Raw genomic sequence first — 21,302 nt, forward strand, 5'->3', positions numbered from 1 at the left:
CCCATGGCTAGGCTTGGAAATTTGATGAGGAATGCTTGATTGACTCGTTTTGATCTACTATTTGGCGAGTGGTGGACGCTGTGCCAGCATTCACTTCTGAAGCGTCTTCTACCCGAGCCTGAACATTGTTAGCGTCGCTTTGCTCGGTCGCTTCACCTTTTTTGTCTTTGCACTTCATCATGCATAGGCCTAATCCGCACATAATGAGACATGGCAATAGGCTCAATAGTATAGGCGCGATGCCCAGCAAAACCAGGTTATCCCAGCCAAAAGCAAGGCCGCCAGCCACTGCCACGCCACCCAGCAACATCAGGCCGCGTGGCCCTGTCAACAGGCCTTGTAGCCCCGATTTTTGTTTGTTCTGTTGGGTTTTGTCGTCACAACAACTCATGGTGCTACCTCATTATCTGGTTGCAATCATTTCGGCAAGAAAGTCGATCATGTCTTGAGTGTTCCACTCGGCTTCCCCCACGAGGCGCCCAATTTCTTTGCCTTGGCGGTCAAGTAGCAGCGTCGTGGGAATACCTACGGCCCCAAGATCTGCACTGGCCATCCCGGTTTTATCTATATAGGGAGCCAGATGTTCAATGCCTATCTCTTGATAAAATTCATTAACAATCTCGACCCCCTTACGGTCGATCGATAAGGCGACCACTTCAAAGTCATCGCTGCCAAGCTCAGCTTGCAGGGCATCTAAAGTGGGCATTTCCTCTCGGCAAGGCCCACACCATGTTGCCCAGATGTTGAGTAGAATCAGTTTCCCTTCAAAGTCAGCCAGTGTTAAAGGGGTACCGCCACTATCCTCGAAACTGATTTGTGCCACGTCGTTGGGGGTGGCCCAGAGAAGAAACCCTTGTGGCCCTGAGCTTTCTGACGGGGCGGCCATGGCAAGGGAGGTGGCCGTCATCAGAAATACGGCTACGAGATGTCCTGCCAGGATGGGTAGTTTCATCGCCACACTACCCCTTAGTGAGTCGCGTAAATGTCGGGGCTATCGGTCGGTTGCGAGGCTATGACATAGACCTCCAGCGGGCCGCGTTTTTCTCCCGACATGCCCGGTGAACCAAGCGGCATTCCCGGCACACTCAGCCCTATGATAGAGGGCTTTGCATCAAGCACTTGGGTCACGCTCTCAACAGGCACATGCCCTTCGAAGAGATAGTCTTCTACGACCGTGGTATGGCAGCCATGCAGTTCTTCAGGGACGTTATACTCGGCTTTCATTTCAACGAGGTCATGGGTGTCGACCGTCTCCACGTCGAAGCCGTTTTGTTCCAAATACTTGGCATATTCGGCACAACACCCGCAATTGGGATTTTTGTAGAGGGTCGCTGATATATCAGCCGCCAATCCCGATACGGGAAAAGCCAGTAAAGACGTAACGGCTAGCGCTTTCCAATGTTTCATATGTTGAGTGTCCGGTGAGATAACAGTGAGGAAGGTCTAAGCGACGCTACCCGCATAAGTGAAAAGGTTGCTTGCGTACAACGTACAAGCAACCCTATCCGAGCCGCTTTAAGCGTCATCGTTCTCATGCTGCATGTTTTCCATCATGGCGTTACATTTTTCCATCATGGACTTCATATCGCCCATCATGTCGTGCATACCACCTGCTTGCATCATATTGCTATGCATGTCATTGCCCTCCATCGGCTTCTGCTGATTCTCTTCTTGGGCAAGAAGCGAGCTAGCTCCGAAGCTACTGGCAGCAACAATGGCGGTAAACAGGATCGCAGTATTACGTTTACGCATGACACTCTCCTTTGTGTGTGAATCACTCTGCCAAACGAGCTGAGGGTAGGACGTGATGAAGGTTTTTAACCTGTGGCAGAGCAGCTTTTGTAAGATATCCTTAAAGCAGACTTCAAGGTCAAGGCCTCATTTTAAATTTCGATGTACAACCGAAAGGTTTGCCATAAGCGCCCGTTGAAGACTTGACCTTTGGGCAGCCTGGCGGTTGTAAGCTGGCTACGAGTAAACAAATGAGGGTAAGCCAATGCGAGTCTCCGAGCTGGCTCAGACGGGAGGGGTAACGGCAGAAACGGTACGTCACTATACAAGGGAAGGGTTGTTGCAACCGCACCGCGACCCGCGCAACGGTTATCAACTCTACGATATAGAGTCCTTGGGGCGCCTACGTTTTATCGACTGCCTGCGTTCGCTGGGCGTTAGTCTTCCAGAGATCAAACAAATATTATCTTGGGCGGATCAAGGCACCGTAGAGTTTAATGAACCAGTACCACTCGCCACTCAAAGGCGACGTCTTCACTTGCGGACCCAAGAACTCCAGGTGATAGCGCGATGGTTAGATAACATGAACCAAGACAAGATGACTGAAAGCTTCAGGCTGAAGGAACTAATCGAATCGCTTGGGACAGGTAAATTAGTTTTCGAGGCTAATGATTCGGGAAGTAATCATTAGTGATGCTGCGAAGTCATGGCACTGTGCGTATCCACCATCCCTATCATGGATTGCAGATGCCAGAGTTACCAGACGGCAAACGTAATAATCAGCAGCGCTGCTAGCGTACGAGTCGCGGGGCTACGTATCCATATTGAGACACGGCGCGCTGCCACTCCGGTCGCTAGGACGGCAGGCAAGGTGCCGAGCCCAAAGGCCCCCATCATCGCGGCGGCACGCAATGGCTCGGCTACGGCCAGACTCCAGGCCAGCATCGAATAGATTAGCCCACAAGGCATCCAACCCCATAGCGAGCCAAGTGCGAACGCTTGGGGCACTTTTACAACAGGCATCAAGCGACGTCCTATTGGTTCGATGCGGCGCCACAGAACGCGCCCTAGTGCCTCGATACGTAGCAAGCCCTTCCACCAGTTGGCGATATACAGTGTCATTAGTATCAACATGACCGCCGCCAGGATACGCAACACCAGGGCGAAGCTGTCCAGTGCATGGTTGAGCACGGAACCGAGCAGGGCCACCAAGGCACCAGCGATCATGTAGCTGCTGATACGGCCTAAATTATAGCCGAGCAACAGAGCTGCTAAACGGCTAGGTTGTCGCATGCTGGGGGGCACAGCAAAGGTCAGGGCACTCATGATGCCGCCACACATGCCGATACAGTGCGCGCCTCCCAGCAAGCCGAAGACGAAGGCCGCCGCCATCGGCGGCAGGCTCAGGTCGGCGGGATTCATTTAAGGAGCGCCTTTGGTGCTATCCGCCGTACCAAGGGAGGGGCTGGTGGCGAAGGTCGCCGGAGGGGAGCCGTACGGTGAGATAAGTTCGACCTGTTCGGGTGGATAGCAAAGTCCTTGATCGGAACAGCCCTGAAAGGTCACCACGACGGCCAACGGTCCGATCACGGTCTCGCTCGCCTCGATGGGCGCACTCACCAACACCTGATTGTAGAAAACATTAATGTCCCCCAAAGATGCGTGCGACATTGGCTCACCAGGTGGCAAAGCCAGCTCTCCGAAATTGATACTTCGAGAGAGACTCTCAATCGCAAACTGATGCCGATGAAGGTAATAGTCTTCGGCGACGGTGAAACCGACATAAACCCGATCATCGTCTCGCCAAGCGGTGGTTCGGAAGGCTTCTGTAGCCGGTAGAAAGTCACGTTGCGTCGAACGGTTAAAAGGGGAGCTTTTGTCACCAACCCCAAATATCTCTTCACGTGCCGCTACCGGTGTGACTATAAAGAGTGCCACCATTAGAAAAGCGAAGACTTGTTTCATGAGTTTAACGCCGCCTTTGGCTTATCCACTGGCTGACGTCTGGACCAAGCGACCAGAGCAAAACCCGCTATGAGCATCGGTAGTGTCAACAGCTGCCCCATGGTCAACCAGCCAAAAGCGATGAATCCCAACTGAGGGTCTGGGAGGCGCACGAACTCCACGATGAAGCGAAAGGCTCCGTACAGAAGCAGGAACAACCCAGAGATGAGGCCTCGCTGACGCGGTCGGCGCGATAGCCACCACAGCACGGCAAACAACACGACACCTTCAAGGGCAAACTCGTAGAGAGCCGAAGGATGGCGTGGCTCTGGGCCCAGCTCCATCATGGATGGAAACACCATTGCCCAAGGTACATCACTAACTCTTCCCGGTAACTCGTGATTGATGAAGTTACCGAGGCGACCCGCTCCCAGGCCGATCGGGACTAACGGAGCAATGAAGTCAGTCAGTTGAATAAAAGCCAGTTGATGTTTGCGAGCAAACAGCCAGGCAGCCACTAATACACCGGCAAGGCCGCCATGAAAGCTCATGCCTCCTTCCCAGATTTTTAATAACCAAAGGGGGTTTGCTTGCAGTTGTTCGAGCCCGTAAAACAGCGCATAGCCAAGACGGCCGCCAACGATGATGCCGATGGCGCCGTAGAAGATCAGGTCGCCCATATCATCGTGGCTTAGGCCGAGTCGGTGGGCTCGATGCCGACCCAACCACCAAGCAGCGACTAGCCCGATGACATACATTAAGCCATACCAGTGGATCTGAAGAGGGCCTATGGCGATGGCGATCGGATCAATTTGAGGGTATTGCAACATATACCTTCCTTAACTTAGCGTTACAGATGGAGTCATTAATAAAAAAATAATGCGTTTTCATAACCGTTTTATCGTTTCCACTTCTCGACTTCTTGGATGACTCGCTCAACATCTTCAGACGTTATGTAACCTGTATGTTTGTAACGAATAGTGCCTTCGGTATCGACCAGATAGCTTTCTGGGGCGCCATACACACCTAGCTCAAAACCTAGGTTACCCTCTGGATCAAAGATGTTGACTTCAAAAGGGTTCCCGAACTCGTCAAGAAACTCGAGCCCCTTTGCCTGGGTATCCTTGTAGTTGATGCCAACCAAGCGGACGCCTCGCGCGGCTAAATCCAATAACTGCGGCATTTCATGTTTGCAAGTCGGACACCACTCTCCCCACACATTGACTAATGTCACCTTTCCTTTAAAAAGAGATTCATCAACGAGCCTTGAGGGGTCTTCCAGCGTTGTCAGGCTGAATGGCGGAAACGGCTGAGCTAACAAGGGTGAATCTCTGGCGCTAGGATCCATTGATAAGCCCTGATCCTGCCCAGTAACAGTGGACACCTCAAAAATGTAATACGCTACGCTGAGGTGAACCATGGCAAGATCGACAACATCAATGAAGAAAAAATCCTATACCCGTTACTCAGATACCTACCGTCAAGAAGCGTTAGCACTCGCTGATCGCATTGGCGTTGCAGCAGCGGCTCGTGAACTGGGAATACACGCGAGTCAGCTCTATCAATGGCGCTCTAAAGCACAGCTGCAGCAAGACACATCTGAACGAGAGCGGTCGTTAGCAGAAGAAAACGCTCGCTTGAAGCGCCAATTAGCCGAAGCAAATGAAGAGCTGGCCATCACAAAAAAAGCCGCGGTGTACTTTGCGAAGAGCCTGAAGTGAAGTACGCCTTTATCCATCGTCATCGTCAGGCTTTCAGCGTTCAACGGATGTGCCATGTTGTTGGGGTCGCTCGAAGCGGCTACTACGCTTGGCGGCAACGCGAGGGTGCATCGTCTCCAAAACGCAGCCAGCAGGCCATTCTCGATCAGCGTGTGGCTGAGGCTTTTCACCAGCGTAAAGGCCGCTCAGGCGCCCCGAGATTAGCTCTAGACCTGCAAGATGATGGCATGCCGATCAACCGTAAGACGGTGGCTGCCAGCTTACAGCGTCAAGGCTTGCGCGCTAAAGCAGCCCGCAAGTTTAAGGCCACCACGAACTCTCGGCATTCGCTGCCAGTGGCGCCGAATCTACTAGAGCAAAACTTCATGGCATCAGCCCCCAATCAAAAGTGGGCAGGTGACATCACCTATTTAGCGACGGGCGAAGGCTGGCTTTACCTAGCCGTGCTCATTGATCTTTACTCTCGGAAAGTGGTCGGTTGGGCAATGAGTGAGCGTATGACAGCCGATCTTGTCTGTGACGCGCTTCAGATGGCGCTATGGAAACGGAAAATGCCCAAAGGCGTGATAGTTCACTCTGACCGAGGTAGTCAGTACTGTTCCACGCTTTACCAATCGCTGCTTACCCGTCATGAGCTTAGGTGCAGCATGAGCGCTAAAGGCAACTGCTATGATAACGCGTGTGCCGAAAGCTTCTTTCACAGTCTCAAGGTGGAAGCGATCCACGGAGAGCCATTTAAAGCGCGGGATACGATGAAGCGCCAGGTGTTTGAATACATCGAACTGGACTACAACAAGCAACGGCGGCACAGTGCTATTGGGATGATTAGCCCAGAGGCATTTGAAGCCCGAATGATCGCTTAAACCAGTGTCCACTGTTGCTGGGTAAGATCACCCTGATAAAAGAAAAAGCTCAAACCAAAAAAGCCCAATAGGGGTAAAAATAGCAATGTCCGAAATTTCACGTGTACGTCTCACAGGTAGTAGCGGGTAAGTGCCTGCTGAGCATTGTTAATGCTTACGAAAGTTGATTTAGAGCACTCGGTTGCTATCGGTCATGGCTGTCGAGCCCATAAGCGTTTCGCCAGCAGAGGCAGCAATGTAATGCCACTGATGAGAATCAGCGCGATTGTGAGGCCACGGGAGTCGGCCGTAATCAGCACTTCGCCGAACATGACGATTAGATACGCCGTGGGGATCACGCCGGCCAGTGTGGCGATCAAAAAGCGCCAGAAAGACAGGGGGGTGATACCTGCCGCATAGCTGACGGCATCAAACGAAAGGAAGGGCACCAATCGGGATGCAAAAACGATGAGCATCAAGCCTGTCTGAGAGCGCTCCTTTCCCAGCCAGTTGAGGATGGGCCGCGTACGCGGCCAGCGTTGCATCACTTCATAGCCGAGCAAACGAGCAATGCAGAAAGCGAGCAGAGCACCGGCTTCGGCACCGATAACGACATAGATCGTCCCCCAAACTGGGCCGTAAAGCGCACCAGCCACCATCGCAATTGGGCCACTGGGAATCGGGCTCATGACAATGGCCGCCATCATCATAAAGATGATGGCCAACGGCCCCCAGACGCCCAGCCTATCAAGCCACTCACGCAAGGCCTGCTTGTCGGTCAAGACCGACAAGGCGCCGGTCTCCATCAGAATCCAATAAAGGGCCGCCAAGCCCATCAATAGAGTGAGCCCCAAAAAGAGCGTTTGCTTTACGCTAAGCTTGGTTGCCATGTGCATCTCAGTGGTCGTGATTGGGGAGACTCGCATCTCAGCCCTGTACCGTTATGGTGTATCATTCAACGCCCAATATTTCGCGAAACTGGTCGGTCGACACTGCGCCATTGATACGCTGAACTTTCCCGGCTTCATCACGGTAGTAGCTGGTTGGCGTTCCCGTAGCACCGGCCTCACGCATGATCTGGGCGTGATTTCTAAGAAGCGCTTGACTCTCCTCCGACGGCTCCACCGGCCTTATGCCGCCATTGCGAAATTCCAGTTCATGAGTTTCGAGAGCACTGGCCGGATTGTCGGATTCAAGGATTGCAGCAGCTTTGCGAAGACTGTCCTCTGATAGCACACCGACCAGCACGTGACGAAGCTGTAACACGCCTTGCTCAATGAGCGGGCGCGAATTTTTCCAGAGTGCATTGCAGTAGGGGCAGTTGGGGTCTGTTAGTGTGTACACAATATGCGAAGCATCATCATTCCCCTCCGAGATAAAACGAGTGTTTTCAAACGCACTCCAGGTAGCTTCCAGCATGGGGTCCAGCACCAGAGCCTGAAGCTGGCTTTCCATAACGGCATTGCCCTGCGGGTCGATTAACGTACCAATGACGGCGTAGTCGGAAGAGGAGGAGATATAAGCTGCCATAGGCTCATTATCATAAGACAAGGCATAGCCTTGGAGACCGTCAGGCGCTTCGAAGCTGCCATGGAAGGTGAACCCTTGATCCACCAATGCGGTAATCGATTTGGGCAAGGGAGACTCAGTATTCGTGGCACTGCTGGCCTGACGACTCTCAGTGGCATCAGTACTTGCTTCCTGCGCCAACGCAGGCAACGTTATAAGACCTAACAGACCTGCAGCAGCTAGGCAATAAGTGATAGGTAGGATATATCTCATGGATGCTCTCTTTATTAGTTTCTGATCTACCCAAGGGGGACGATTGTATTCGGTTGCCAGCTTCATCACTTCTTATTAAAAAACAGGTATTTGATGAGCGCAGCAACACCAAGCCCCAGCGCAATAATCAACAAGATCGCTATTAGGCCCATCCCTGCCATACCCCACATGCAGCTTTCACTTCCCATCATTTTGAATTCCTCGTTAACACGACATTGTTTGGTTTAGGCGCGATGAACAGCATCGTTTGGACGTGGTGTGGCATTGCCGGTATCCGATGTGAAACGGCGTAGCCGCAACGAGTTAGTCAGCACAAAAACACTGGAAATGCTCATGGCCGCCGCCGCCAGCATGGGGCTGAGCAATACGCCGATGAACGGATAGAGCACGCCCGCCGCCACGGGGATCAACGCTACGTTGTAGCCATAGGCCCAAACGAAATTGCCGATAATGGTCCGGTGGGTACGCTTGGAGAGCGCCGTGGCATTGACGATGCCTCGCAAATCGCCACTCATCAGCACCACATCGCCGGACTCGATGGCAATATCGGTGCCAGTGCCGATCGCAATGCCCACGTCGGCCTGGGCCAAAGCGGGCGCATCATTGATCCCGTCCCCCACAAAAGCGACGCGCTTGCCCTCCGCCTGGAGACGCCGGATCTCTGCCGCTTTCTGGTCGGACAGTACCTCAGCGAGAATCTGCTGGATGCCAACCTGTCGGGCGATAGCATCGGCAGTGGCACGGTTATCGCCGGTGAGCATGGCCACTTCCAGCCCTTGCGCTTTGAGTGCTGCGATAGCGTCGGCAGAGCCCTCCTTGAGGGGATCCGCCACCGCGATGACTGCAGCAAGCTGACCGTCTACCGCGGCATAGAGCGGGCTCTTGGCGTTCTCGGCCAACACCTTGGCGCGTGTTTCTGCCTGGCCGAGGTCGATTTCCAGCCGACGCATGTAACGATCAGCCCCTACATGTACCAAGTGGCCGTCGACCTCGGCTTCAATGCCGTAGCCTGGCTCGGCACTAAAGCGACTGACAGGGGGTAATTCCAGCCCACGGGTCTTGGCGCCCTGCACAATAGCCTCAGCGATGGGGTGCTCGCTTTGAGCTTCCACCGCCGCGACCAGTCGCAGCACGTCGTTTTCATGACCGTTAATAGCTTCGAAATCAGTCAGTTCGGGACGTCCTTGGGTCAAAGTGCCGGTCTTGTCCAGCACCACCGTATTCATCTTGGCCAGCGTCTCAAGCGCCGCCCCTTTGCGAAATAGCACCCCCATCTCGGCCCCTTTCCCGGTACTGACCATGATGGCCGTTGGGGTGGCCAGGCCCATCGCACATGGGCAGGCAATTAGCAGCACGCTAACGGTAGTGACAAAGGCAAAGGACAAGGACGGCGCCGGTCCGAAAGCGAACCAGAGTGCAAAGGTCATCGTGGCGATAGCGATGACTACGGGAACAAATACACCAGCAACCTTGTCGGCCAACTGCTGGATGGGGGGCTTCTCCGCTTGGGCCGTTTCCACCATCTTGACGATCTGCGACAAGACAGTGTCGGCACCGACTCGCGTGGCCCGAAAGGTAAGTGCACCGTTCTTGTTGATAGTGCCACCGACGACTTCGGAATCCTTCTGTTTGACGACCGGCACTGGCTCACCGCTGATCATCGACTCATCAACGTAGGAGTGGCCCTCCTCAACGATGCCATCTACTGGAACACGCTCCCCTGGGCGAACCAAAATACGATCGCCCGTGACGACGGCGTCGATAGGCAGCTCGACGGTTTCATCTTCGCGGATGACGCGGGCAGTTTTCGCCTGTAATTGCAGAAGCTTCTTGATAGCCTCGGAGGTGCGGCCCTTGGCAATGTGTTCAAAATAGCGACCGAGCAGAATTAGCGTCACGATGACCGCCGCCGCTTCGAAATAGCTCACGGCGGTTCCGACGGGGAAGAGCGCGGGCATTAGCAGGGCGGCGACCGAATAAAAATAGGCAGCGCTCGATCCGATCATAACGAGGCTATTCATGCCAGGATTAAAATGCCGGAGTTCGGCGAAGCCAGTACGATAGAAGCGTGCCCCGGCATAGAACTGCACCGGTGTGGCCAACAACCACTCAACGCCCATCCAGCCGCGATGCGGCATTAGACTCGTTAACAGCGCGTCAAAAGTGGGAATCATTTTCCCCATGGCGATGATGACTACCGGAATCGTAAATATTGCCGCGAGCACGACTCGACGGCGAAGCTCGGCTCTTTCCCGATCCTCGCTGTCCGTTGGTGGCGGCGTATCGGTATCCTGCGGTTCATAGCCTGCTTCGCGGATGGCATGCTGAATACGCGTTAACGAAACGGCTCCTGGCAGGAAACGAACGAAGGCCTTCTGGGTAGCAAGGTTAACACTCACTTCCACCATGCCGGGCAGCTTCGTTAGCGTTCGCTCTATCCGAGAGACACAAGATCCGCAACTCATGCCGGTAACAGGAATCTCGATACTTTCCACTACCGGTTGATAGCCCGCTGTTTCAATGGCGTCGAGTAGGCTAGTGGTCGTGGTAACTGCTTCGACCTGGATAGCCGCCTTCTGGGTGGCGAGGTTCACTTGAGCGTTGATCACGCCTGGCTGCTGGCTGAGTGCACGTTCCACACGTCCAACACAGGAAGCACAGGACATACCACGAATCTCGATATCGACGTTTTGCGCCATAATGAAGATCTCCTGTTATTTATTGACGACCCGATATGCGAGCTTGATTCCCCATGTTCGCTGTCGAGAAAGTGCTGATCATTCAGCCTGCTCAGCGATAGCTTCAACAATCGGGCAGCCTTCCTGCATAGGCCCTTCGCCTGCACACTCGCTCAGTGTTTTCGATAATACGGCTTCAATCCGCGTGAGGTGTTTGATCTGCTCGCGCACCTTGTGCAGCTTCTCCCCGGCGATGCGTTTAGCTTGCGCCCGGTCGCCATTAGCATCCTGAAGCATTAGCAGCTCCCGAATCTCTTGCAGCGTGAAGCCCCACTGCTTGGCATGGACGATAAACTGCAACCGATCCACAACTTCCAGTGGGTAACGCCGATAGTTGGCATCGGTCCTCCTCGGAGGAGGCATAAGTTTCTCTTTTTCGTAGAATCGAATCGCCTGGCTAGCGACCCCGCTTCGTTCGGCAAGCTCGCCGATACTTAGTGTTTGCATAGCGTTACCTCACGACATTATTAATCTAAGCTTCTGGCAGCCTGACTCAACGAATCTACCGGTCGGGGCTCCTATTGCTCCGGTTGGCGCACGACCCTAAGGTAGGGCGTCTTGGTGTTCCAGCCTTCGGGAAAGTGTTGCCTAGCGTCATCATTCGATAGCGATGGCGAGATGATGACATCGTCACCGTTTTGCCAGTCAACTGGGGTGGCCACTTTGTGCTTGTCAGTTAGCTGAAGCGAATCGAGAACCCGCAGTATCTCGTCGACATTACGTCCTGTGCTGGGTGGATACGTCAAAGTGAGACGAATTTTCTTGTCAGAATCGATGATGAAGTGATCTTACCCAGCAACAGTGGACACTGGTTTAAGCGATCATTCGGGCTTCAAATGCCTCTGGGCTAATCATCCCAATAGCACTGTGCCGCCGTTGCTTGTTGTAGTCCAGTTCGATGTATTCAAACACCTGGCGCTTCATCGTATCCCGCGCTTTAAATGGCTCTCCGTGGATCGCTTCCACCTTGAGACTGTGAAAGAAGCTTTCGGCACACGCGTTATCATAGCAGTTGCCTTTAGCGCTCATGCTGCACCTAAGCTCATGACGGGTAAGCAGCGATTGGTAAAGCGTGGAACAGTACTGACTACCTCGGTCAGAGTGAACTATCACGCCTTTGGGCATTTTCCGTTTCCATAGCGCCATCTGAAGCGCGTCACAGACAAGATCGGCTGTCATACGCTCACTCATTGCCCAACCGACCACTTTCCGAGAGTAAAGATCAATGAGCACGGCTAGGTAAAGCCAGCCTTCGCCCGTCGCTAAATAGGTGATGTCACCTGCCCACTTTTGATTGGGGGCTGATGCCATGAAGTTTTGCTCTAGTAGATTCGGCGCCACTGGCAGCGAATGCCGAGAGTTCGTGGTGGCCTTAAACTTGCGGGCTGCTTTAGCGCGCAAGCCTTGACGCTGTAAGCTGGCAGCCACCGTCTTACGGTTGATCGGCATGCCATCATCTTGCAGGTCTAGAGCTAATCTCGGGGCGCCTGAGCGGCCTTTACGCTGGTGAAAAGCCTCAGCCACACGCTGATCGAGAATGGCCTGCTGGCTGCGTTTTGGAGACGATGCACCCTCGCGTTGCCGCCAAGCGTAGTAGCCGCTTCGAGCGACCCCAACAACATGGCACATCCGTTGAACGCTGAAAGCCTGACGATGACGATGGATAAAGGCGTACTTCACTTCAGGCTCTTCGCAAAGTACACCGCGGCTTTTTTTGTGATGGCCAGCTCTTCATTTGCTTCGGCTAATTGGCGCTTCAAGCGAGCGTTTTCTTCTGCTAACGACCGCTCTCGTTCAGATGTGTCTTGCTGCAGCTGTGCTTTAGAGCGCCATTGATAGAGCTGACTCGCGTGTATTCCCAGTTCACGAGCCGCTGCTGCAACGCCAATGCGATCAGCGAGTGCTAACGCTTCTTGACGGTAGGTATCTGAGTAACGGGTATAGGATTTTTTCTTCATTGATGTTGTCGATCTTGCCATGGTTCACCTCAGCGTAGCGTATTACATTTTTGAGGTGTCCACTGTTACTGGGCAGGATCAAAGACCGTACGCACCGTCAGTTTGGGGTCGGCTTTGGGATGGATCATTCCATAAAGCTTCGCTACCACCTGATCTTCGTCAGCCAGCAAGGGGTAGTTCAGGGCCGTGCCCTGAGTCTGTTCAATATCCCCCAGCCAGTCGTGGTGAGAGCTGAGGGGATCCACCGAAACCCCAACCAGTTTGGCACCCCGCTTGGTGAATTCGTTCTTTCGCTTGGCAAACGCGCCCAGTTCTGTGGTGCATACTGGCGTAAAATCAGCGGGGTGCGAGAACAGAACCGCCCAGCTGTCGTCAAGCCATTGGTGAAAGTTGACCGTGCCTTGTGTGGATTCGATCGTGAAGTTTGGTGCTGTCTCGCCCAGTTGTAGCGCCATGGAAATGTCCTCATGTCATTCATTGAGTAGCCACCATAACTTTGAAGTCAACTTTAAGGTCAAGCCTGATGTGTAATATTTGCAATTCGATAGGAGACAAATAATTTGTCAATAAAGGTTGACCTTAAAGCAGCTGTAAGCCTTAAAATTCTTACGGCGTTAAAATGGATATGATAGGAGGTAGCACCATGGGATTGGTATCAATACCCTTGTTGGCCGTCTCCATAACTTAAGTTGCGATAACACATTGGAATCTCTCTCTTCCATCGGCTTGGTCGGCGCCTTTATCGGCGGATTGGTCTCCTTCTTCTCGCCCTGCACGCTGCCCCTGTTACCGGCCTACCTGTCGGTGGTCACAGGCGGTAGTGCCGGTAAAGCCGACAGGCGGTTAGAGGCATTGACCCTCAGTGCCTTCTTCGTCTTCGGCTTCAGCATCGTGTTCATCCTACTCGGGCTCGGCGCCAGTAGTATCGGGCAACTGATGCGAGGGTATCGCCAAGAATTCAACTGGGTTGCCGGCTCGGCGGTGATCGTGCTGGGCCTCTTCATGACCGGCGTGTTCCGATTGCCGCTTTTCCAGCGTACCTTTCAGTTCACCCCCAATGTCCAGGGTGGCTCTCCGCTTTCGGCTACTGTGTTCGGGGTATCTTTTGCCATCGGCTGGACGCCCTGTATCGGCCCCATCCTGGGCGCCATCTTGATGGCCACGTCCAATGCTGCTAGTGCCCAGGCTGGAATGATATATCTCAGTGCCTACTCGGCTGGCCTAGCGCTACCTTTTCTTGCCAGCACTTTACTGATTAACCGATTCGCTCTGCATCGGCAAAGCCTAGGAAGGTGGAGCGCCTATGCTCGCCCCGTGGCGGGCACGGTTGTGATCCTGATGGGCATCGCCATCGTCTCGGGTACCATGACGCGGCTTTCCAGTATCATGGTCGACCTTTTTCCCTCCCTGGCGACCCTGGGGTAGCCAGGCCGTCAGAGAAGTAGATATTAATTTTCATACTGACTCCTTAGGAAGCTTATTAGGCTGAGCTAGTCTCCTAAAAGGAGATTATTTTTTATAAAGCTTAGAACTTGATTCCTCTCATTATTAATTTAGTTTTCTCACCTACTTACTTTAATTAGGGGCTTCGTGGCGAGCTAACTTCCAGGCGCAGCGAATGCTGCAGTATTTTTTGAAAAACATTTACTATAGTAGGCCTTCCTGAATCTTAACTGAATAATTAAAAATTATTGGCAAGTAGCGCACAGCTACCTTTTTAACTTTATATTTCGTGAGTAGTTACCTGATTACCTTTCCTTGATTTTTCTTTTAGGTTGTTCTAGCTTTATTATGCCAAGCAAGAGCTATGGTGAATAAAATCTGATTTAATAAATGGAGAATCGAGATGGATTTTGGAAAATATGAGAATTGCATTGAAGCTTGTCACGTATGTGCAGCGTATTGTGACAAGTGTGCAACTGAGTGCCTAAAAGAAGACGACGTAAAAATGATGGCGGAATGTATTCGCCTTAACATGCAATGTGCTCAAATTTGCCGGTTAGCCGCTTCATTCATGGCACAAGAAAGCGAGTTTGCGCACGAGATCTGCCGTCTATGTGCCGACATTTGTAAAAAGTGTGGTGATGAGTGTGCAAAACATGATGCAACCCATTGTCAAGAGTGTGCTCAATCTTGTCATCGCTGCGCTGAAGAATGTGCCGCAATGGCCAGCTAAGCTTCAAACCAGCCGGGGCAAGCGCTCCGGCTCGACGTGAACTTCTATGGAGAAATTCATTTGCTTTAACTCAGGCTTTCAAATTATTGAGGTAATTATTTTGAAATAAACTCTAGTAGAAGCAAGCCTACTGCGAGCCTCTTTTAAGGAAACACTGCATAAATACGACCGTTGCTGCCTAAGTGCCACCGGCAGGGCAAAATACAGTTTTCCACTACCCGCCAGAGTTCTCGATGAAACAGATCTCGTTTGCTCAGGCTGAGCACCAGAACAATAAGAAGGTCACCCGCCGGGAACGGTTCCTGGGACAGATGTTGCGGATCTACTTCCTTCAGCAATGGTATGCACTGGTCGACGAAGCGCTTGAAGATGCCATCTATGACAGCCAGGCCATGCGCGACTTCATCTGTATCGATTTGGTCATCAAAAGTGTTCCCGACGCGACTGATCTTTCTTATTCAGTTTAGTGACAGTGGTATTGTGGGTCGCCTGTTCGATCAGGCCCCACATGAAGTGACGAAGAACCATAAAAAAGCTTGGGCATACGCCCAAGCAATCGATCAAAACAGCTTCTCTGCTATGCTACTAACTCACCCTAGAAACTATACTGGGCAGCCACCATCACACGGCTCGCATCTTCTTCACGGCCATCGGCCAACTCCGTTTCGAAATAGCCGTACTCAATTCCGTACATCAAGCGTTCGTTGGGAGTCCATATCAGATTAAGAAATGTATTCTTGTTCTTTCTACCTGCATTCCCACCTACGGTAGGGTCGCCCAATTCGACATCGGTATAGCCATGGGACGCGTTCAGTGAATACTGTGGTGATATTTGATAAGAAAGACCAAGGGCTCCGCCATCGCCAGATAGCGTTTGCAGCTTACCGTTGGTATCGACGTAGGCATCGGCACCGTTGAAGTAATCGCCAGACAGATAGAGGTAACTGTTCGCCCCCTCGCTGGCGTTCACGATCGCTCTCAAGGTCACCGGTCCGGCATGGTAGGCACCTGCGGCGAAGGCCCCATAGCCCATTTCCGTATCCTTTTCGCTTCCGGTATCGTACTTCAGCTGCCGGGCGATGCCGGCGATTGAGTAGGAAAAGTCACCCATACTATCTTCATAGCGCAGGCTCAACGCGGGCATCGATGATACGGCATCGTCATTATCCGGTAGCAAATCATCTTCTGGCACTGAGCCATCTATATTCTCAGCCAATTGAGCTTGAGGGTCTTCCGCGGCTATCGAGAATCCTCCCATGGTGTAGCGCAACTGGGCTAGGCGCGACCCATAGCCTGATCCTGCCCAGTAACAGTGGACACCTCAAAAATGTAATACGCTACGCTGAGGTGAACCATGGCAAGATCGACAACATCAATGAAGAAAAAATCCTATACCCGTTACTCAGATACCTACCGTCAAGAAGCGTTAGCACTCGCTGATCGCATTGGCGTTGCAGCAGCGGCTCGTGAACTGGGAATACACGCGAGTCAGCTCTATCAATGGCGCTCTAAAGCACAGCTGCAGCAAGACACATCTGAACGAGAGCGGTCGTTAGCAGAAGAAAACGCTCGCTTGAAGCGCCAATTAGCCGAAGCAAATGAAGAGCTGGCCATCACAAAAAAAGCCGCGGTGTACTTTGCGAAGAGCCTGAAGTGAAGTACGCCTTTATCCATCGTCATCGTCAGGCTTTCAGCGTTCAACGGATGTGCCATGTTGTTGGGGTCGCTCGAAGCGGCTACTACGCTTGGCGGCAACGCGAGGGTGCATCGTCTCCAAAACGCAGCCAGCAGGCCATTCTCGATCAGCGTGTGGCTGAGGCTTTTCACCAGCGTAAAGGCCGCTCAGGCGCCCCGAGATTAGCTCTAGACCTGCAAGATGATGGCATGCCGATCAACCGTAAGACGGTGGCTGCCAGCTTACAGCGTCAAGGCTTGCGCGCTAAAGCAGCCCGCAAGTTTAAGGCCACCACGAACTCTCGGCATTCGCTGCCAGTGGCGCCGAATCTACTAGAGCAAAACTTCATGGCATCAGCCCCCAATCAAAAGTGGGCAGGTGACATCACCTATTTAGCGACGGGCGAAGGCTGGCTTTACCTAGCCGTGCTCATTGATCTTTACTCTCGGAAAGTGGTCGGTTGGGCAATGAGTGAGCGTATGACAGCCGATCTTGTCTGTGACGCGCTTCAGATGGCGCTATGGAAACGGAAAATGCCCAAAGGCGTGATAGTTCACTCTGACCGAGGTAGTCAGTACTGTTCCACGCTTTACCAATCGCTGCTTACCCGTCATGAGCTTAGGTGCAGCATGAGCGCTAAAGGCAACTGCTATGATAACGCGTGTGCCGAAAGCTTCTTTCACAGTCTCAAGGTGGAAGCGATCCACGGAGAGCCATTTAAAGCGCGGGATACGATGAAGCGCCAGGTGTTTGAATACATCGAACTGGACTACAACAAGCAACGGCGGCACAGTGCTATTGGGATGATTAGCCCAGAGGCATTTGAAGCCCGAATGATCGCTTAAACCAGTGTCCACTGTTGCTGGGTAAGATCAGCCATTGCTTCCCGCCGTGCCGAGGAAATCCAGTGTGGGCGTGGCGGCGACGAAGGTGGTGTAATTCGACCAGGTTTGCCCTGCCAGAATGCCATTCCAGGACCCATAGGCATGCCGTAGTCTGAAGCGCGTATTATCATCGTTGTAGGACCAGAAATCCCCTTCGATAACGGTGTCTAGCGTGCCCCCCTCGACAGGCGTACTGGTCCGAAAGCCGATACGGCTTTGTGTCGCGGTGACTTGAAACTGATCCCCGACACCCCTCTCATCTTCCGATCCTGCGACTTCAGCAAAGTAACCTTCGTTAGCTGATCCGGCATCCCGATCGAAGTTGTAAGCCATGTTCAGCCTGGCGTAGCCATAAAGCCCCACGGTGGTCTCTCCCACTTGGGTTTCCAGGGCCGAAACATACGTCGAGCCGATTGCCAAGGCCATAACCGTCATGCTGACCAAGGGAATCTTCTTGTTATTCCACATGATGACACCTCTTTATGAATTGTCTTGTTTTTACGCCGATTGCGGCACTATAAAGTTAGCGAAAACTCCTGAATTAAAGCTGAATTTGTTTGCCGAGATACTAGTTTTTCATAAAAAAGGTCAGCTCATGGCTGACCTTCTTAATTCATGTCAAGACTAAAGGATATCAATAGGCGACATGTAGTTCATAATAACGGTTATCATCACTGCCTCCCCTTGATCTTCCTGTTACCTCAAGCTGATAATTACCCGGTTGCAGCTGACGAACAAGTTCGAAGTGCCCCCGTGGGCTGGAAGCTTCTGCTACCTGCTGTCCCGCCTCATTATAAAGAACAGCTGAAATGCGGTTGCCAGTGCTGGTAAATCCTGGAAAGTGCTCACTTGCTATCTTCAGCGTAGTCGCTTGTTGAATGTTGATATTGAAACGCTTTGATTGGCCTTGGGCCAGCAATTGTGTAGAAGAGACACCTCTTTCAAGGAGAGGCAGGTCTTGGGTGGTCGTGCCAAAGTTAGCCAATGCTGGCGTTGAAAAAATGCTAGCGACAAGCGCTCCAAAGAGAATTGATTTAACTTTCATGATAACTACTCCAGTGGTTGGTTACATGGTTATATTAGCTGTGATTTTTGAAATGAAGCTGAATTTAGTGGTTTATTAGCAAAAAAAAACGCCACCTTTCGGTGGCGCAAGTTATAGAGTGCTTAACGATTTAAAACATTAACCTGACACCTGCCACCACGCCGGTATCTTCGGTATTATTCCCGCCAGCACGAGAAAGGTCAGCGGTATCGCCATACTCTTTTACCCAGTAAGCGCCCACGTAAGGCGCAAAGCGTCTGGTCACTTCGTAGCCCAGGCGCATGCCGACACGCACTGAGTTAAGGCCCTCACCCACACCAAACTCCTCAACTTCACTGGCGGCCACGGCAATTTCGGTGCGCGGCTGTAGGTAGAGCCGCTGAGTCAGGCGCAGATCGTATTCGCCTTCAAAACTGGCGGCCACGTCGCCATCTTCACTCACTTGTAATGCCACGTCGGTTTCAATGCCGTAGGGCATTACGCCTTGCAGGCCGACAACCCCATAGGTGCGTTCAGCGTGATCATCTGAGAAAACACCGCCTTGATAACCGATCCCCCCCTGTAACTCCCAAAAATCAGCCACTAAACGACTATAGAGTAGTTCCAAAGACTCAAACTCAGCATCTTCGCCGTCGCCCTGGACATTTTCGCCTTCTGACTTTAGGTAAATGCGGTTGATATCGCCGCCGTACCAGCCTTGAAAGTCCCATACCACGGCTTCTGGGCCTTTATCAGGCACGCTATATTCGAGCCGATCAAACAGTGCCATACCCATATTATGTTCCTCAGTGGGCGCTGGCCAACTGTCTGGTGCCGCATAGCCATCTTCGGCTTGAGCGGTCGTGGCGGCGGCCATGCCAAGGGCGGCGCTGGCGAGGGTTAAGTAGCGCTTAATTTTCATACTGCCTCCTTAAGAAACTTGAACAACGCGGAACATGCCAGCATCCATGTGATAGAGAAGGTGGCAGTGGAACGCCCAACTGCCCTCTGCATCTGCGGTGATCAACGCAGATACGCGCTCACCGGGCTTCACATTTAGGGTGTGTTTGCGTGGTATCAATTCCCCTTGGCCGTTTTCTAGCTCCATCCACATACCGTGGAGGTGAATAGGATGCTCCATCATGGTGTCGTTAATCAGAATTAGGCGCAGCCGCTCATCTTTCTCAAAATGAATAGGGCCGGTCACTTCGCTAAACTTCTTACCGTCGAACGACCACATATAACGCTCCATATTGCCGGTCAGGTGCAGCTCAAGCTCACGGCCTGGCTCACGGCGATCAGGCCATGGTGTGAACGCTTTGAGATCCCGGTAAACCAATACGCGTCGTTCGTCAGGATCAATGCCGATTCCCGCCTGGTTATAGCGAGAGCCCGGCTGAGCTTCACCGGCGAGAAGCAAACCATTTGCGCCTATTTTGGCCTGCTCGGCTGCCATCCCCCCCATAGTAGAGTGATCCATGCCTTGCATGTTGGACATACCGGAGTGATCCATCCCAGCCATGCTGGAATGATCCATCCCCGACATGTTGGACATGCCAGAGTGATCCATCCCCGACATGTTGGACATGCCAGAGTGATCCATCCCCGCCATGTTGGAGTGATCCATACCGCCCATACCGTGGGCACCCATGGCTTCCATGCCGCGGTCGGCAATTTGGCGGCGCTTGGGAATCTCCGCCTGCATGCCTTCACGCGGGGCTAGCGTGGCGCGAGCGTAGCCACTCCGATCCATGGCTTCGGCGAAGATGGTATAGGCTCGATCATCTTCTGGTGAAACAAGCACATCGTACGTTTCCGCCACGCCAATACGGAACTCATCAACAGGCACGGGTTGCACTGGCTGGCCATCGGCGGCCACCACGGTCATCTTCAGGCCAGGTATACGGACATCGAAGTATGACATGGCCGAACCGTTAATCACGCGTAGCCGTACCCGCTCACCGGCCTTGAACAGCGCGTTCCAGTTTTCCTGGGGGGAGTGGCCGTTGAGCAGGTAGGTATAAGTGCTGCCGGTGACATCGGCGATATCCCGCGAGCTCATACGCATTTGGGCCCACATACCGCGCATCTCGGCGGTTTGTGAGAAACCCTTTTCGCGTACATCGGCGAAAAAATCAGCAATCGTGCGCTCTTGGAAGTTGTAATAGCCTTCCATGGTTTTCAGATTACGGAACACCGACATCGGTTCTTCAAAGGTCCAGTCGGTGAGCAGTAACACATGCTCACGGTCGTAACGGATAGGCTCGCGCTCGGCGGCGTCGATAATCAGCGGCCCCGCATGGCCTAGCTGTTCCTGCAGACCTGAGTGGCTGTGGTACCAGTAGGTGCCGTTCTGCCTGACAGGGAAACGATAGGTAAAAGTTTCACCAGGGGCGATACCGGCAAAACTGACACCAGGCACACCATCCATTTCCGGCGGTAGAATAAGACCATGCCAGTGGATGGAGGTGGACTCGTCCAGCAGGTTGGTGACACGCAGTACGGCGTCTTGACCTTCTTTCAAACGAATCAGCGGGCCAGGACTGGTACCGTTAATGGTAATTGGTTGGGCTTCTTGTCCGTCAATAGGCAACGATTCACGGCGGATCGCCAGCGATACCTCGGGTCCTTCTTCAACGCCCTGCGCGTAGACATTGCTGCGGCCCCAGGGGTTTGCCCAGGCGGGGGTTAATCCCATTGCCGCAGCGGAACCTATTCCTAGGGCAGCGCCGCCTTTTAGGACCTGCCGGCGAGAAAGCGGGTGAGAAATGATGCTTGAGCGTGCCATGTGTAACTCCCATCAATGATGAATGGCACCATCTTGATG

At 52.8% G+C, this 21,302-nt stretch carries 23 protein-coding genes and 4 pseudogenes; 6 read left to right on the top strand and 21 right to left on the bottom strand.

Annotation, left to right across the window (positions count from 1 at the left end; genetic code table 11):
• Positions 1-7 precede the first annotated feature (7 nt).
• From GYM47_RS17750 to GYM47_RS17765, 4 genes are all read right to left on the bottom strand, one after another.
• Positions 8-391, bottom strand: a complete 384-nt coding sequence (locus GYM47_RS17750; protein ID WP_044630814.1) for a hypothetical protein — start codon at positions 389-391, stop codon at positions 8-10.
• 12 nt (positions 392-403) lie between these two features.
• Positions 404-952, bottom strand: a complete 549-nt coding sequence (locus tag GYM47_RS17755) for a TlpA family protein disulfide reductase (RefSeq protein WP_044630815.1) — start codon at positions 950-952, stop codon at positions 404-406.
• A 14-nt stretch (positions 953-966) separates the two neighbouring features.
• Positions 967-1,407 carry a DUF411 domain-containing protein gene (locus tag GYM47_RS17760; protein ID WP_082051507.1) on the bottom strand — a complete coding sequence of 147 codons (441 nt, stop codon included), beginning with the start codon at positions 1,405-1,407 and terminating at the stop codon, positions 967-969.
• 108 nt (positions 1,408-1,515) lie between these two features.
• Positions 1,516-1,752, bottom strand: a complete 237-nt coding sequence (locus GYM47_RS17765; RefSeq protein ID WP_044630872.1) for a hypothetical protein — start codon at positions 1,750-1,752, stop codon at positions 1,516-1,518.
• 244 nt (positions 1,753-1,996) lie between these two features.
• Between GYM47_RS17765 and GYM47_RS17770 the strand changes: the two genes are divergently transcribed.
• Positions 1,997-2,422, top strand: a complete 426-nt coding sequence (locus GYM47_RS17770; protein ID WP_153844197.1) for a MerR family transcriptional regulator — start codon at positions 1,997-1,999, stop codon at positions 2,420-2,422.
• Between the two features lie 68 nt (positions 2,423-2,490).
• On the opposite strand, the pseudogene GYM47_RS17775 reads toward GYM47_RS17770, so the two are convergent.
• From GYM47_RS17775 to GYM47_RS17790, 4 genes and pseudogenes are all read right to left on the bottom strand, one after another.
• Positions 2,491-3,153 (bottom strand): annotated as a pseudogene (locus GYM47_RS17775) (sulfite exporter TauE/SafE family protein); the annotation flags it as partial.
• A complete protein-coding gene (locus GYM47_RS17780; protein WP_022522186.1) occupies positions 3,154-3,696 on the bottom strand; it encodes a protein-disulfide reductase DsbD domain-containing protein in 543 nt (180 codons plus the stop codon).
• Entirely contained in the window at positions 3,693-4,505 is an 813-nt protein-coding gene (gene lgt / locus GYM47_RS17785; RefSeq protein WP_022522187.1) for a prolipoprotein diacylglyceryl transferase, read from the bottom strand. The genes GYM47_RS17780 and lgt overlap by 4 nt, the downstream gene beginning before the upstream one ends.
• A gap of 68 nt (positions 4,506-4,573) precedes the next feature.
• Positions 4,574-5,095, bottom strand: a complete 522-nt coding sequence (locus tag GYM47_RS17790) for a DsbE family thiol:disulfide interchange protein (RefSeq protein WP_168444478.1) — start codon at positions 5,093-5,095, stop codon at positions 4,574-4,576.
• Between GYM47_RS17790 and GYM47_RS17795 the strand changes: the two genes are divergently transcribed.
• Positions 5,094-6,259 (top strand): IS3 family transposase gene (locus GYM47_RS17795; protein ID WP_168444466.1). Its coding sequence is split into 2 segments (ribosomal slippage): positions 5,094-5,355 and positions 5,355-6,259, totalling 1,167 coding nucleotides; the frame shifts between segments, so codons are not numbered across the junction. The genes GYM47_RS17790 and GYM47_RS17795 overlap by 2 nt on opposite strands.
• Positions 6,260-6,450: 191 nt before the next feature.
• On the opposite strand, the gene GYM47_RS17800 is transcribed toward GYM47_RS17795, so the two are convergent.
• The 8 genes and pseudogenes from GYM47_RS17800 to GYM47_RS17830 form a co-directional block, all read right to left on the bottom strand.
• Entirely contained in the window at positions 6,451-7,128 is a 678-nt protein-coding gene (locus GYM47_RS17800) for a TVP38/TMEM64 family protein (RefSeq protein WP_053856992.1), read from the bottom strand.
• A gap of 61 nt (positions 7,129-7,189) precedes the next feature.
• Positions 7,190-8,086, bottom strand: a complete 897-nt coding sequence (gene dsbG / locus GYM47_RS17805) for a thiol:disulfide interchange protein DsbG (protein WP_082116859.1) — start codon at positions 8,084-8,086, stop codon at positions 7,190-7,192.
• Entirely contained in the window at positions 8,086-8,211 is a 126-nt protein-coding gene (locus tag GYM47_RS18495) for a hypothetical protein (RefSeq protein ID WP_258955997.1), read from the bottom strand. The genes dsbG and GYM47_RS18495 overlap by 1 nt, the downstream gene beginning before the upstream one ends.
• 33 nt (positions 8,212-8,244) lie before the next feature.
• A complete protein-coding gene (locus tag GYM47_RS17810) occupies positions 8,245-10,719 on the bottom strand; it encodes a heavy metal translocating P-type ATPase (protein WP_153844205.1) in 2,475 nt (824 codons plus the stop codon).
• A gap of 78 nt (positions 10,720-10,797) precedes the next feature.
• Positions 10,798-11,205: a heavy metal-responsive transcriptional regulator gene (locus tag GYM47_RS17815; RefSeq protein WP_153844204.1), complete on the bottom strand. Its 408-nt coding sequence runs from the start codon at positions 11,203-11,205 to the stop codon at positions 10,798-10,800.
• Between the two features lie 71 nt (positions 11,206-11,276).
• Positions 11,277-11,540: pseudogene (locus tag GYM47_RS17820) on the bottom strand (thioredoxin domain-containing protein); the annotation flags it as partial.
• Positions 11,541-11,571: 31 nt separating this feature from the next.
• A protein-coding gene (locus GYM47_RS17825; protein ID WP_168444466.1) for an IS3 family transposase occupies positions 11,572-12,737 on the bottom strand; the annotation gives its coding sequence in 2 pieces (ribosomal slippage) (positions 11,572-12,476 and positions 12,476-12,737; 1,167 coding nt in all).
• Between the two features lie 59 nt (positions 12,738-12,796).
• A pseudogene (locus GYM47_RS17830) lies at positions 12,797-13,171 on the bottom strand (redoxin domain-containing protein); the annotation flags it as partial.
• 247 nt (positions 13,172-13,418) lie between these two features.
• Between GYM47_RS17830 and GYM47_RS17835 the strand changes: the two are divergent.
• The 3 genes and pseudogenes from GYM47_RS17835 to GYM47_RS17845 all read left to right on the top strand — a co-directional run.
• Positions 13,419-14,141, top strand: a complete 723-nt coding sequence (locus tag GYM47_RS17835; RefSeq protein WP_022522193.1) for a cytochrome c biogenesis CcdA family protein — start codon at positions 13,419-13,421, stop codon at positions 14,139-14,141.
• 421 nt (positions 14,142-14,562) lie between these two features.
• A complete protein-coding gene (locus tag GYM47_RS18630) occupies positions 14,563-14,892 on the top strand; it encodes a four-helix bundle copper-binding protein (protein ID WP_153844207.1) in 330 nt (109 codons plus the stop codon).
• 233 nt (positions 14,893-15,125) lie between these two features.
• Positions 15,126-15,344 (top strand): annotated as a pseudogene (locus GYM47_RS17845) (transposase); the annotation flags it as partial.
• Positions 15,345-15,487: 143 nt separating this feature from the next.
• Here GYM47_RS17845 and GYM47_RS17850 read toward each other — a convergent pair.
• Positions 15,488-16,084 carry a DcaP family trimeric outer membrane transporter gene (locus tag GYM47_RS17850; RefSeq protein ID WP_231128596.1) on the bottom strand — a complete coding sequence of 199 codons (597 nt, stop codon included), beginning with the start codon at positions 16,082-16,084 and terminating at the stop codon, positions 15,488-15,490.
• A gap of 162 nt (positions 16,085-16,246) precedes the next feature.
• Between GYM47_RS17850 and GYM47_RS17855 the strand changes: the two genes are divergently transcribed.
• A protein-coding gene (locus GYM47_RS17855; RefSeq protein WP_168444466.1) for an IS3 family transposase occupies positions 16,247-17,412 on the top strand; the annotation gives its coding sequence in 2 pieces (ribosomal slippage) (positions 16,247-16,508 and positions 16,508-17,412; 1,167 coding nt in all).
• Positions 17,413-17,439: 27 nt separating this feature from the next.
• Here GYM47_RS17855 and GYM47_RS17860 read toward each other — a convergent pair.
• The 4 genes from GYM47_RS17860 to GYM47_RS17875 all read right to left on the bottom strand — a co-directional run bounded on the left by GYM47_RS17860 (position 17,440) and on the right by GYM47_RS17875 (position 21,263).
• Positions 17,440-17,919 (bottom strand): DcaP family trimeric outer membrane transporter, encoded by a 480-nt coding sequence (locus GYM47_RS17860; RefSeq protein ID WP_153843661.1) that lies wholly within the window; start codon positions 17,917-17,919, stop codon positions 17,440-17,442.
• 166 nt (positions 17,920-18,085) lie between these two features.
• Complete coding sequence (locus GYM47_RS17865; protein ID WP_153843660.1) at positions 18,086-18,496, bottom strand: hypothetical protein; 411 nt, start codon at positions 18,494-18,496, stop codon at positions 18,086-18,088.
• Positions 18,497-18,626: 130 nt separating this feature from the next.
• Positions 18,627-19,397, bottom strand: a complete 771-nt coding sequence (locus GYM47_RS17870; RefSeq protein ID WP_153843659.1) for a copper resistance protein B — start codon at positions 19,395-19,397, stop codon at positions 18,627-18,629.
• Between the two features lie 9 nt (positions 19,398-19,406).
• Positions 19,407-21,263, bottom strand: a complete 1,857-nt coding sequence (locus GYM47_RS17875; protein ID WP_168444480.1) for a copper resistance system multicopper oxidase — start codon at positions 21,261-21,263, stop codon at positions 19,407-19,409.
• Between the last annotated feature and the right edge of the window lie 39 nt (positions 21,264-21,302).

The organism is Vreelandella piezotolerans (assembly GCF_012427705.1).
GTDB lineage: Bacteria > Pseudomonadota > Gammaproteobacteria > Pseudomonadales > Halomonadaceae > Vreelandella > Vreelandella piezotolerans.